Below are 12,371 nucleotides of genomic sequence, written 5' to 3'. Positions count from 1 at the left end.
TTGGGCAGCTGCGGCTACTTGACGCCGAGCCAGCTCTCGATGGGGTGCAGGGCGAAGTAGACGGTGAAGACGACGGTGAGGACCCACATGAAGACCCCGGGCTCGCGCCACCTGCCCTGCGCGGCCTTGATCGCGGTGTAGGAGACGACGCCCGCGCCGACGCCGGCGGTGATGGAGTACGTGAACGGCATCAGCGCCACGGTCATGAAGACCGGGACGGCCACGGACCGGTCGGACCAGTCGACGTGCCGGGCGTTGCCCATCATCATCGCGCCGATCACCACCAGCGCGGCGGCGGCGACCTGGCCGGGCACGATCTGGGCGAGCGGGGTGAAGAACAGGCCGAGCGCGAAGAGCACGCCGGTGATCACCGAGGACAGGCCGGTGCGCGAGCCCTCGCCGACGCCGGTCGCGGACTCGATGAAGACGGTCTGCCCGGAGGCACCCGCGACACCGCCGATCGCGCCGCCGGCGCCGTCGATGAACAGCGCCTTGGACAGGCCCGGCATCCGGCCGCGCTCGTCGGCGAGCCCGGCCTCGGTGCCGACGCCGATGATGGTGGCCATCGCGTCGAAGAACCCGGCGAGCACCAGCGTGAAGACGATCACGCCGACCGTCATACCGCCGATGGAGCCCCAGCCGCCGAACTCCACGTGCCCGAAGAGCGAGAAGTCCGGCATGGACACCGCGCTGCCCTGGAGCTTGGGCGCGGTGCCGCCCCAGTCGGCCGGGGTGAGGTTGCCGGCCGCGTTGACGATGACGGCCAGCACGGTGCCGGTCACGATGCCGATCAGGATCGCGCCGGGGATGTTGCGGGCCTGGAGCATGAAGATCAGCAGCAGCGTCACGCAGAACAGCAGCACCGGCCAGCCGGAGAGCTTCCCGTCGGGGCCGCCCAGCGCGACCGGGGAGGTGCCGTGCGGGTCGCCCTTGCCGACGAACCCGGCGTTGACCAGGCCGATCAGCGCGATGAACATGCCGATGCCGATGGTGATGCCGTGCTTGAGCGGCAGCGGTATCGCGTTCATCACGATCTCGCGCAGCCCGGTGACCACCAGCAGCACGATCACCGCGCCGTAGATCACGCACATGCCCATCGCCTGCGGCCAGGTCATGTGCGGCGCGACCTGGGTGGAGATCACGCCGGCGACGCTGAGGCCCGCGGCCAGCGCCAGAGGGACCTTGCCGAAGAAGCCCATCAGCAGCGTGGAGACCGCCGCGGCCAGCGCGGTGGCGGTGATCAGGGCCGCGTGCGCGAGCTTGTGGCCGTGCGCGTCCGGGCCGGACAGCAGCAGCGGGTTGAGCAGGAGGATGTAGCACATCGCCATGAAGGTGGTGATGCCGCCGCGCACTTCGCGGGGGATCGACGACCCTCGGTCGGAGATGTGGAAGTACCGGTCGAGCCACGATCTGCCGGCGGGCACGCGTGAGCCGGGGCCCGCGTCCTCCGCCGCCGTCTGCGGCTCTACGGGTGTCTGGGTCATGTGTAGCCAACTCCCAAGGTTCACAGGGGCACCCGCCCGCGGCTCGCGGAACGGGATTTGGGATAGCGCCCCTTCAGGCGCGGCCTGCACGACCCGGGGGACGGCCCGAGGCGAACAAGAGAGGGCTCCGGGGCTCGGCCTGTCGTACGGCCGGCCCAAGGGCCCTACGATCCGGTGAGGTGTTCCGGCCGGACCGGGGTTCGGTTCAGCTCCAGACCGGTCGCCTGCCGGATGGCGGCGAGCACGGCGGGAGTCGAGGACAGGGTGGGCGCCTCGCCGACGCCTCGCAGCCCGTACGGGGCGTGGTCGTCGGCGAGTTCGAGCACGTCGACGGGGATCGTCGGGGTGTCGAGGATGGTCGGGATCAGGTAGTCGGTGAAGGACGGGTTGCGGACCTTCGCGGTCTTCGGGTCGACCACGATCTCCTCCATGACGGCGACGCCGAGGCCCTGCGTGGTGCCGCCCTGGATCTGGCCGACCACCGACAGCGGGTTGAGCGCCTTGCCGACGTCCTGCGCGCAGGCGAGTTCGACCACCTTGACCAGGCCGAGCTCGGTGTCGACCTCGACCACGGCGCGGTGCGCGGCGAAGCTGTACTGGACATGGCCGTTGCCCTGTCCGGTGCGCAGGTCGAACGCCTGGGTCGGGCGGTGCCTGAACTCCAGTTCCAGGTCGACGGACTCGCCGTCCAGGACGTCGGCGATGTCGGCCAGCGCCTCGCCGCCGTCGGTGACGACCTTGCCGTCCTCCAGCAGCAGTTCGGCGGTGGCCCACGCCGGGTGGTAGGTGCCGAACCGGCGCCGGCCGATCTCCAGCACCCGTTCCCGTACCGCCTCGCAGGTGTTCTTCACCGCGCCGCCGGTCATGTAGGTCTGCCGGGAGGCGGAGGTGGAGCCGGCCGAGCCGACCCGGGTGTCGGCGGGCTGGATGGTGACCTGGGTGACGCCGAGTTCGGAGCGGGCGATCTGCGCGTGTACGGTGACGCCGCCCTGCCCGACCTCGGCCATCGCGGTGTGCACGGTCGCCACGGGTTCGCCGTTGATGACCTCGATCCGCACCCGCGCGGTGGAGTAGTCGTCGAAGCCCTCGGAGAAGCCGACGTTCTTGATGCCGACCGCGTAGCCGATCCCGCGGACGACGCCTTCGCCGTGCGTGGTGTTGGACAGGCCGCCGGGCAGCGCGCGGACGTCGGCGCCCTCGGTGGTACGCCACTGCTGCTCGGGCGGCAGCGGCATCGCCTTGACCCGGCGCAGCAGTTCGGCGACCGGCGCGGGCGAGTCGACCGGCTGCCCGGTCGGCATGATCGTGCCCTGCTCCATGGCGTTGCGCTGCCGGAACTCGACCGGGTCGAGGCCGAGTTCGGCGGCGACCTTGTCCATCTGCGCCTCGTAGGCGAAGCACGCCTGGACCGCGCCGAAGCCGCGCATGGCGCCGCAGGGCGGGTTGTTGGTGTAGAGCGCGAGCGCTTCGATGTCCACGTCCTCGACGACGTACGGTCCGATCGACAGCGAGGCGGCGTTGCCGACGACGGCCGGCGAGGCGGAGGCGTAGGCGCCGCCGTCCAGCACGATCCGGCAGCGGACGTGGGTGAGCTTGCCGTCGCGGGTGGCGCCGTGCTCGTAGTGGAGCCTGGCGGGGTGGCGGTGGACGTGGCCGAAGAACGACTCGAAGCGGTTGTAGACGATCTTCACCGGCTTGCCGGTGCGCAGCGCCAGCAGGCAGCCGTGGATCTGCATCGACAGGTCCTCACGGCCGCCGAAGGCGCCGCCGACGCCGGAGAGCGTCATCCGGACCTTGCTCTCGGGCAGGCCGAGCACCGGGGCGATCTGCCGCAGGTCGGAGTGGAGCCACTGGGTGGCGATGTACAGGTCGACGCCGCCGTCCTCGGCCGGCACCGCCAGGCCCGACTCGGGGCCGAGGAACGCCTGGTCCTGCATGCCGAAGACGTAGTCGCCGCGCACCACCACGTCGGCGCGGGCGGCCGCGGCGTCGGCGTCGCCGCGCACGATCGGCTGGCGGTGCACCACGTTGGGGTGCGGGACGTGCCCGCTGTGGTGGTCGTCGCGGCCCTCGTGCACCAGGATCGCGTCGGGCGCGGTCGCGGACGCCTCGTCGGTGATGACGGGCAGCTCCTCGTACTCGATCCGGATCTTCGCGGCGGCCCGGCGGGCGGTCTCGGGGTGGTCGGCGGCGACCAGGGCGACGGGTTCGCCGTGGTGGCGGACCTTGCCGTGCGCGAGCACCGGGGTGTCCTGGATCTCCAGGCCGTAGTTCTTGACCTCGGTGGGCAGGTCGTCGTAGGTGAGCACCGCGTAGACGCCGGAGGTGGCCAGCGCCTCGCCGGTGTCGATGGACAGGATCGTGGCGTGGGCGACGGTGCTGCGCAGCGTGTAGCCCCACAGCATGTCCTCGTGCCACAGGTCGGAGGAGTACGCGAACTCGCCGGTGACCTTGAGGATGCCGTCGGGGCGCAGCGTGGACTCGCCGATGCCGCCCTTGGTGCCGGCGGCGCCGGTGCCCTGGGTGAGGCTGGTCGGAGCGCGCCCGGGCGCGGCGGCGGCGCGAGGCGGCCGGGCGGTGCCGGTCCCCCGGTCGGCGCGCGGGAGGTTCGCCGTACGGAACTGGTCGGCCACGGTCACACCTCCTGTTCGGTACGGGCGGCCGCCAGGCGGACCGCGTCGAGGATCTTCTCGTAGCCGGTGCAGCGGCACAGGTTGCCCGACAGCGCCTCGCGGATGTCGCCGTCGGACGGCTCCGGGTTGCGCTCCAGCAACTCGTCGGCGGCGACCAGCAGTCCGGGCGTGCAGAAGCCGCACTGCACGGCGCCCGCGTCGACGAACGCCTGCTGGACGGTGGACAGTTCGCCGTCCGGGCCGGACAGGCCCTCCACCGTGGTCACTTCGCGGTCCTGCGCCTGCCCGGCGGCGACCAGGCAGGAGCAGACCGGCACGCCGTCGAGGCGGACCGTGCACGACCCGCACTCGCCTTGCTCGCAGGCGTTCTTGGAGCCCGGCAGCCCCATCCGCTCGCGCAGGACGTACAGCAGGCTCTCGCCCTCCCACACGTCGTCCGCCTCCTGCGGGCGGCCGTTGACGGTCATCGTCACGCGCATGACGCACTCCTCTGGTCGCCGCGGTACTCCTGCCAGGTCCACCCCAGGGTGCGGCGGGCCATCACGCCCAGCGCGTGCCTGCGGTACGACGCGGTGCCGCGCACGTCGTCGATCGGGTTGGCGGCCCCGGCCACCAGGTCGGCGAACTGCCGTGCCACCGAAGGCGGTACGGGTCCGCGGCTGTCCCACAGCCCGGCCTCGTCCAGCGCGGCGGCCAGGAACTCCTCGGCGGTCCTCGCCCGGATCGGGGTCGGCGCGGCCGAGCCGATGCCGGTGCGCACGGTGCGGGTGTCGGGGTGCAGCGCGATCCCGAAGGCGCACACCGCGATCACCATGGCGTTGCGGGTGCCGACCTTGGAGAACTGCTGCGGGCCGCTCGCCCGGCGCAGGTGCACGGCCCTGATCAGCTCGTCGGGCGCCAGCGCGTTGCGCTTCACCCCGAGGTAGAAGTCGTCGATCGGGATCATCCGGGTGCCGCGGACCGACTCGGCCTCGACCTGGCCCCCGCCGGCCAGCAGCGCCGGGTGGGCGTCGCCGGCCGGGGAGGCGGTGCCGAGGTTGCCGCCGACGCCACCGCGGTTGCGGATCTGCGGGGAGGCCACGGTGTGGGAGGCGAGCGCCAGCCCCGGCAGTTCGGTGCGCAGGTGCTCCATGATCTTCGTGTAGGGGACGGACGCGCCCAGGCGCACGGTGTCCGCGCCGGTCTCCCACTCCTGGAGTTCGGTGACGCGGTTCAGGTCCAGCAGGTACTCGGGCCTGCGGTGGTCGAAGTTGATCTCGACCATCACGTCCGTGCCACCGGCGATGGGCACGGCCGCTGGGTGCTCGGCCTTAGCGGCGAGCGCCTCCTGCCAGGTGGCGGGGCGCAGGAATTCCATGGGGATTCTCTTCTCGGCTGATCCGGCTGCTCGTCCTGCTCCGGATGCTCGGCGGATGCTCGGCGGGGCTGTCCATTCGGGCTGCTCGTGCGGGGCTGCTCATGTCCTGTACACGCGGCGTGCGGCCAGTACACGGCCGCGGGGCCGTTCGGGTGCAGTCACCGAACACATGAAGCACTTGGCTGGCCAACAGGTAGGTCTTGTACATTCCTCCGAAAGGGGCTGTCGCGAAACGTCGCCGCATCCCACCGGCAACACGCGTGCAGCACACTTCGCGAGTGGTGCCGGTGATCACCGGCACCGGAGACCCCCGGGACGGCGCGGCACCGGGCGGACGCGGCGACCGGACGGCGTGACGCCGGCACGGACGTCGCGGCACCGGCACGAACGGCGGCGGACGACGGGCGACGGGCCCGCGGGGCCGGCGAGCAAGGACGAGGCGAGGACGATGCGGCTGAGCGCACTGCTGGACACCGACGCACTCGGTCTGCGGCTGCTCAGCGGCGAGGACGAGCTGGACCGGACCGTACGCGGGGTGATGACCACCGACCTGCGCGACCCGAGCCGCTATCTGACCGGTGGCGAGCTGGTGCTCACCGGGCTCGCGTGGCGGCACGGACCGGCCGACTCCGAGCCTTTCGTACGGCTGCTGTCCACCGCCGGGGTGGCCGCGCTGGCCGCGGGCAACGCCGGCATCGGCACGATCCCGCAGGACCTGGTCGACGCCTGCGCGCGGCACCGGCTGCCGCTGTTCTCGGTCGACGAGCAGGTGGCCTTCGCCACGATCACCGAGTACGTGGTCCGGCAGGTGTCCGGCGAGCGGGCCGGGGACCTCGCGGCGGTGGTGGACCGGCACCGGCGGCTGATGTCGGTGGGGGCCGGCGGCGGTGGGCCCGAGGCGGTCCTCGACCTGCTCGGCACCGACCTCGACCTGCGGGCGTGGGTGCTCTCCTCGACCGGCCGGGAGATCGCCGGCGCCGGGCAGCCGCTGCCCGCCCCGGTCCGCGCCGAACTGGCCGGCGCGCAGCAGGCCGCGAGCCGTACCGGACGGCCCGCGCCGTACCGGACCGCGGCGCAGAGCGGCCGGGTGTACTCGCTGTTCCCGGTACGGACCGGCGCGGACCCCGGCGCCGACGTGCGCGCCACCGTCCTGTCGGACTGGTTCCTCGCGGTCGAGGCGGACGCCGGGGAGTGGCCGGCCGAGCGGCTGGAGCTGCTGCGCGGGGTGACCCTGCTCATCGGGGTGGAACGGGAACGGCGGGACGCCTCACGGGCGGTGCGGCGGCGGCTGGCCACGGAGGTGTTCGAACTGGTCAGGGGCGGTGCGGCGCCGTCGGAGATCGGGGCGCGGCTGCGGGCGGCGGCGCCGGTGCTGCTGCCCGGGGGCGGGGCGCCGCCGCAGTGGCAGATCGTGGTGGCCCGGGTGGACTGGGCGGACGCGGGCGCCGAGGCGCCCCCCGGGCCGGTCGCGCGGGCACTTCTGGAGGAGTTGCTCGCGGACCCGGCGGAGCCGGGCGCGGAAGCGGCCGACCGGGTGGCGGTCGCGGTCGCGGAGGACCGGGCGATGGCACTGGTCCCGCTGGAGCCGGCGGGCCGCGGCTCCCCCGGCTCCCCCGCCGGCGCTGACGGCTCGGCCGGTTCGCCGGGTTCCCCGGGTTCCGCCGGTTCTGCCGGCGCCCCCAACTCCCTCGCCTCCCCCGGTGCCGCGGGCTCACGCGGCTCGGCGAAGCGAGCCCCGGGCCATGCCCCCGCGGCCCCCGCCTCCGGCGACAGCGGCAACCCCCCGGACGGCGAGCCGGTCGCGCTGCGGGCCGACCTCCTGCTGGCCGCCGTCCGCGGCCCCCTCGCCCGGGGCCTGGCCGAGGACGGCCGGCTGACCATCGGCGTGAGCGCGGCCGTCGACTCCCCCGAGGGGCTGCGCGGCGCGCTGGAGGAGGCCCGGCACGCCCGCCGGGTGGCCGCGGCCCGCCCCGGCCGGGTCTGCGTCGCCGGCCACGACGAACTGGCCTCCCACGTCCTGCTGCTGCCCTTCGTCCCCGACGACGTGCGCCGCGCCTTCACCGCCCGGCTGCTCGACCCGCTGCGCGCGTACGACCGCAGGCACCGCGCCGAACTGATCCCGACGCTGGAGGCGTTCCTGGAGTGCGACGGGTCCTGGACCCGGTGCGCGAGCCGGCTGCACCTGCACGTCAACACGCTCCGGTACCGGATCGGGCGGATCGAGCAGCTCACCGGACGGGACCTGGCCCGACTCGAGGACAAGCTCGACTTCTTCCTCGCGCTGCGGATGAGCTGACCCGGTCCGGAGCGAGCCGACCCGTCGCCACGGGCCGGCCGAACCGGTCCCCGCGGATGAGCCGGCCCCGCCGCCGCGGACCGGCCGAAACCGGTCGGCGCGGGCCGTCCGCCCCGCCCCGCGCCGGACCCGAACCGCTCCCCGCCGAACGAGCCGCGCGGGCACCCGATGTGACCGTGGTGTGCGCCCCGCGTGCGCCGTTCGTGCGCTCGTGAAAGTGATCCCGTTCACAAGAAGTGATCTCCGACCCCTTGGCGCGGGCCCCTTCCGCGTGCTGGACTTCCGCCACTGCGCATGCGCACGGCACACACATGCACACACGCACTTGCTCGCACTGGCTCGAAGACGCGCTTGGGGGAGATGCTGTGGCGGACACCGCCTTGTCGGAATCGGTGGTCGGGGTACCGGACGTGTGGCGGCTGCGGGCACGCGGCTGCTGGGCGGAGGCCGCGGCACTGCTCGCGCCGTTCGCCACCGACGACGCCGGAGCCGCACTGAACAGGGCGGAACTCCTGGTAGAGGCGTGTTTCTACCAGGTCGACGGATGGGCCGAGGCGGAGGACGCGCTGCGTACCGCCGAGGCGCTGGCGAGCAGCGACGAGGAGCGCGGTGCCGCCGCCTCCGAGCGCGGCTGCCTCGCCTACGGCGCCACCGTCTTCTCGGTACGCGACCGCGCCGACGAGGCCCGCTCCGCGTTCGGCCGCAGCGCCGCCCTGCTCGGGCCCGGCTCCCCCGGCCGCCCGCTGCTGGACTTCCGGCGCGGCCTCGTCGCCGAGAACATCGCGGCGAACCCGGCCGCCGCCCGCGCCGCCTACCGCCGCGCCCACGCGGGCGCCGTCGCGCACGGCGCCACCCTCCTCACCTCCTCCACCTGGCGCCACCTCGCCGGCCTCGCCGCCACCGAGGGCGACCTCGCCGAGGCCCGGCACGGCTTCACCGAGTCCCTGCGGATTCGGGTCGCGCTCGGCCACCTGGTCGGCACCGCCCCAGCGCTGCTCTCGCTGGCCACGGTCACCCCCGACCCCGACGAGTCGGCCCGCCTGCGCACCGAGGCCGCCCGGCTGCACACGCTCCTGGGCGGCGTCCCGGTCTGGCTGGCGCCCGACCTCGCCGGCTGACGGTACGGGGGCAATCCCCACCATCGGTCGGCGGGTTCGCCGGATTCCGGGGCCGCGGGGCGCCGCCGTAGCGTCGGGGCAGCGGGGAGGGTGCGGCACACGCCGGCGTCCGACCGCCTGTACCGGCCCCGGACCGAAGGACCGTCACCATGACACCGCGAGCATCCCTCCCGCCGAGCCCCGTCCCCCATCCCCGCCCCCGCCCGGCCCTGGTGTGGGGCGGAGCGGTCGGCGTGGCACTGCTTCTGACGGGATGTCACCTCGCGGGCTCGTACGACCACACCGCCACGTCGGTGTACACGGTCGGCGGGCACGTCACCTCGCTGCGGCTGGACGGTTCGGGCGGCAAGATCCTGGTGGACGCGGGGGCGGCCACGACCCAGGTCAAGGTGACCGAGACCGTGCACTACGACGGCAAGCGGCCCACCACCGCCCACACGGTCGACCGGGGCGTGCTCGACCTGGACAGCAAGGCGTGCACGCACGGCGACAAGTGCCGGGTGGACTACCACCTCCAGATGCCCGCGGCGATGGCTGCCCGACTGCTCAGCCACGGCGGCGCGACCACCGTGCACGGCGCCGCGGGGAAGCTGACCGTGGACAGCGCGGGCGGGCAGGTCACCGCGGACGGCACCGCCGCCGCCGACGTGACGGTCCGGTCGCACGGCGGCGGCGCGTCGCTCTCCTTCACCGACGCGCCCCGCCACGTGGACGTGGACTCCGCCGGCGGCGCCATCAAGGTGCGCCTGCCGTCCGAGGGCTACGCGGTGCACGCGGAGTCGGGCGGCGGCGGGAAGGAAGTGGGTGTCCGGGTCGATCCCGGCTCCGCGCGCACCGTGACGGTCGAGAGCCACGGCGGCGGCATCCACGTCCTCCCGGCCGCCTGACCGCGCCTCCGCACCCCCGTCGGCCCCGCTCCTCCGTCTCCCCCGCTCCCCCGTCGTCCCCGGGACCCGCCCAACCCAGGACAAGGAGGTCCTGGCTGCGCGCGGCGCCCTGCCGCACCCTGGACCCATGACCACCACACTGATCACCGGAGCCAACAAGGGGCTGGGCCGCGAGACCGCCCGCCGGCTCGTCGAAGCGGGCCACACCGTCTACGTCGGCAGCCGCGACCCCGAGCGCGGCCGTCGCGCCGCCGAGGAGTTGGGCGCGCGGGCCGTCGTCATCGACGTGACCGACGACGCGTCCGTCACCGCCGCCGCGAAGGCGATCGAGGCCGACGGCGGCCTCGACGTCCTGGTCAACAACGCCGGCATCGAGTCGCGGACGGCGGACAACGGCATCATCGGCGCCGCGGACCTCACCGTCGACACGATGCGGCCGCTGTTCGAGACGAACGTGTTCGGCGTGGTGCGCGTGACCCACGCGTTCCTGCCGCTGCTGCGGCGCTCGTCCGCGCCGGTCGTGGTCAACGTCAGCAGCGGCCTGGGCTCGCTGGCCCGGCTCACCGCCGAGGGCACCCCGACCCACGCGTACCCCGGCGTCGCCTACCCGGTGTCGAAGACCGCGGTCAACGCGCTCACCGTGCAGTACGCGAAGGCGTTCCCGGAGATCCGGATCAACGCGGTGGAGCCCGGCTACACCGCGACCGACCTGAACGGGCGCACCGGCGTCCAGACCGTCGAGCAGGGCGCGGAGATCATCGTGCGCATGGCCCAGGTCGGCCCCGACGGCCCGACCGGCGGGTACTTCGACGTCAACGGCCCGCTGCCCTGGTAGCCACGGCGACCGACGGCTGAGCGCGTACGGACCCGGGGCACGTACGGACCCGGGGCACCGTGCGGCCGGAAGGCCCGCGCTCAGCCCGCGACGGCCGGCTTGAGGACGTCCTCGCACCACTGGCGGAAGGTCGTCGGCGTGGTGGAGCGCGCCGTACGCGGCTCGGCGTCGTAGCACCCGGCGTCGACCTCCGCGAGCAGGTCCACGACGGACTGCGCCCACGCCCGGGGCATGCCCTGCCGCGTCAACCGGGCCCTGAACGCCTCGCCGGGGACCTGCTGGTAGCGGATCGGCCGTCCCAGCACGTCGGACATGACGCGCGCCATGTCGCGGTACGACAGGTCCTCGGCGCCGAGCACCGGCACGCCCTCCTGGCCGTCCCAGGAGCCGTCGAGCAGCAACTCGGCCGCGACGGCGGCGATGTCGCGGGTGGCGCAGGTCGGTATCCGCCGGTCCCCGGAGATCGGCAGGAAGAACACGCCCTGGTCCCGGATCGGCCCGAGCTGCTGGAGCAGGTTCTCCATGAACGCGGGCATCCGCAGCGACCGGAAGGCCACGCCGGTGCTCTCGATCAGCGCGTCCAGGGCCCGCGAGCCGAGTCCCGGACCGGCGGGCGCGTCCGGGGTGTCCGAGGCGGTGGGCGCGTCCGGGGCAGCAGGCGCGTCCGGGGCGGCGGGCGCGCCCAGGCCCGTCACCGCGACCACCCGCCGGACGCCCTGCGCGCTGATCGCCTCGCAGGCCGGCCGGGTGAAGTCCACCGCGTAGCCCGCGACTTCGGCGCCCTCGGTATACGGCGGCACCAGCCAGAAGACACTGTCCGCGCCCGCGAACGCGGTGGTGAGCACCTCGGGGTCGGTCATCGAGCCCTGGACGACCTCGACCCGCCCGCGCACGTCGGGCGCGAGCCGGGAGGGGTCGCGCGCGATCACCCGGACCGGCTCACGCTGCCCGCCCCGCTCGGGCCGCCGGGCGAGGACCTCGCCGAGAACCTGGCGGCCGATGTTGCCTGTGGGTGTGGTGACGACGATCATGTATCTCTCCCGACCGGTGACACGTGACGGAGAACGAGGAGCGAAGTAAACTCTACCGTACCGTTTACTTCGCGGCCGGAACAGCACCAAGAGAGGACGCCGCATGGCGAAGCGCGGTGACGAACTGCGGAAGCACATCCTGTGGACGGCGAAGGACGTCTTCCTGGAGATGGGCTTCGAGCGCGCGTCCATGGACGTCGTGGCCGCGCGCGCCCAGACCTCGAAGCGAAGCCTGTACGCGCACTTCGAGAGCAAGGACAACCTCTTCCTCGCCGTCGTCGACCTGGTGCGCGAGCTGTACCTCGGCAAGCTCAGGACGCCCGCCGACTACAGCGACGACACCACCGAGGCGGTCGTCCTGTTCTGCGGCCGCTTCCTCCAGATGCTGGTGTGGACGCCCACGGTGCGCACCTGCCGGCTGGGCATCTCCGAGGCCGGCCGGCTCCCCGAGGCGTCCGCCCGGTACTACGACGCGATCTTCGCCACCGCCCACGAGCGCCTGGCCGCCTACCTCACCGAGCGGCAGGGACTGACGCCCGACGCCGGCGCCGCGATCACCCGCGACCTGCTCGGCCGTACCGTCTACCCGGCCTTCACCCGCGCCCTGTTCGGCGTCGAACCGTCCCGCGACAGGGCTCCGGACGAGGCCGCGATCGGCACGGACGTGGACCTCGCGCCGATCCGCGCGGCGGTCGCCGCCTCCCTGCCGTAGCCGAGCGCCGCCAGGCGG

10 protein-coding genes are annotated in these 12,371 nt (G+C 73.8%); 5 read left to right on the top strand and 5 right to left on the bottom strand.

Features of this window, described 5'->3' with window-relative positions; translation table 11 throughout:
• Positions 1-14 precede the first annotated feature (14 nt).
• The 4 genes from OG370_RS33330 to OG370_RS33315 all read right to left on the bottom strand — a co-directional run bounded on the left by OG370_RS33330 (position 15) and on the right by OG370_RS33315 (position 5,474).
• Complete coding sequence (locus tag OG370_RS33330) at positions 15-1,484, bottom strand: NCS2 family permease (protein ID WP_328470831.1); 1,470 nt, start codon at positions 1,482-1,484, stop codon at positions 15-17.
• 164 nt (positions 1,485-1,648) lie between these two features.
• Positions 1,649-4,117 (bottom strand): xanthine dehydrogenase family protein molybdopterin-binding subunit, encoded by a 2,469-nt coding sequence (locus OG370_RS33325; RefSeq protein WP_328470829.1) that lies wholly within the window; start codon positions 4,115-4,117, stop codon positions 1,649-1,651.
• Positions 4,118-4,119: 2 nt separating this feature from the next.
• Positions 4,120-4,596: a (2Fe-2S)-binding protein gene (locus OG370_RS33320; protein WP_328470827.1), complete on the bottom strand. Its 477-nt coding sequence runs from the start codon at positions 4,594-4,596 to the stop codon at positions 4,120-4,122.
• The gene (locus OG370_RS33315) at positions 4,587-5,474 is read right to left on the bottom strand and encodes an FAD binding domain-containing protein (RefSeq protein ID WP_328470825.1); all 888 of its coding nucleotides are present in this window, start codon (positions 5,472-5,474) and stop codon (positions 4,587-4,589) included. The genes OG370_RS33320 and OG370_RS33315 overlap by 10 nt, the downstream gene beginning before the upstream one ends.
• A gap of 448 nt (positions 5,475-5,922) precedes the next feature.
• On the opposite strand from OG370_RS33315, the gene OG370_RS33310 reads away from it, so the two are divergent.
• The 4 genes from OG370_RS33310 to OG370_RS33295 all read left to right on the top strand — a co-directional run bounded on the left by OG370_RS33310 (position 5,923) and on the right by OG370_RS33295 (position 10,610).
• The gene (locus OG370_RS33310) at positions 5,923-7,770 is read left to right on the top strand and encodes a PucR family transcriptional regulator ligand-binding domain-containing protein (RefSeq protein ID WP_328470823.1); all 1,848 of its coding nucleotides are present in this window, start codon (positions 5,923-5,925) and stop codon (positions 7,768-7,770) included.
• A gap of 365 nt (positions 7,771-8,135) precedes the next feature.
• The gene (locus OG370_RS33305) at positions 8,136-8,888 is read left to right on the top strand and encodes a hypothetical protein (protein WP_328470821.1); all 753 of its coding nucleotides are present in this window, start codon (positions 8,136-8,138) and stop codon (positions 8,886-8,888) included.
• A gap of 233 nt (positions 8,889-9,121) precedes the next feature.
• On the top strand, positions 9,122-9,775 hold the full coding sequence (locus OG370_RS33300; RefSeq protein ID WP_328470819.1) for a hypothetical protein: 654 nt from the start codon (positions 9,122-9,124) through the stop codon (positions 9,773-9,775).
• 127 nt (positions 9,776-9,902) lie between these two features.
• Complete coding sequence (locus OG370_RS33295) at positions 9,903-10,610, top strand: SDR family oxidoreductase (RefSeq protein WP_328470817.1); 708 nt, start codon at positions 9,903-9,905, stop codon at positions 10,608-10,610.
• 80 nt (positions 10,611-10,690) lie between these two features.
• On the opposite strand, the gene OG370_RS33290 is transcribed toward OG370_RS33295, so the two are convergent.
• Positions 10,691-11,641: an NmrA family NAD(P)-binding protein gene (locus OG370_RS33290; RefSeq protein WP_328470815.1), complete on the bottom strand. Its 951-nt coding sequence runs from the start codon at positions 11,639-11,641 to the stop codon at positions 10,691-10,693.
• A gap of 103 nt (positions 11,642-11,744) precedes the next feature.
• Here OG370_RS33290 and OG370_RS33285 point away from each other — a divergent pair, with 103 nt between their 5' ends.
• Positions 11,745-12,353, top strand: a complete 609-nt coding sequence (locus OG370_RS33285; RefSeq protein WP_328470813.1) for a TetR/AcrR family transcriptional regulator — start codon at positions 11,745-11,747, stop codon at positions 12,351-12,353.
• Positions 12,354-12,371: the final 18 nt, after the last annotated feature.

It is taken from the genome of Streptomyces sp. NBC_00448 (assembly GCF_036014115.1).
Taxonomy (GTDB): domain Bacteria; phylum Actinomycetota; class Actinomycetes; order Streptomycetales; family Streptomycetaceae; genus Actinacidiphila.
This window is presented reverse-complemented; position numbering and strand designations above follow the sequence as displayed.

Coding starts and splice junctions, on each gene's coding strand:
- OG370_RS33330 (WP_328470831.1), bottom strand. CDS start 1,484: ATGACCCAGACACCCGTAGAGCCGCAGACGGCGGCGGAGGACGCGGGC.
- OG370_RS33320 (WP_328470827.1), bottom strand. CDS start 4,596: ATGCGCGTGACGATGACCGTCAACGGCCGCCCGCAGGAGGCGGACGAC.
- OG370_RS33315 (WP_328470825.1), bottom strand. CDS start 5,474: ATGGAATTCCTGCGCCCCGCCACCTGGCAGGAGGCGCTCGCCGCTAAG.
- OG370_RS33310 (WP_328470823.1), top strand. CDS start 5,923: ATGCGGCTGAGCGCACTGCTGGACACCGACGCACTCGGTCTGCGGCTG.
- OG370_RS33295 (WP_328470817.1), top strand. CDS start 9,903: ATGACCACCACACTGATCACCGGAGCCAACAAGGGGCTGGGCCGCGAG.
- OG370_RS33290 (WP_328470815.1), bottom strand. CDS start 11,641: ATGATCGTCGTCACCACACCCACAGGCAACATCGGCCGCCAGGTTCTC.
- OG370_RS33285 (WP_328470813.1), top strand. CDS start 11,745: ATGGCGAAGCGCGGTGACGAACTGCGGAAGCACATCCTGTGGACGGCG.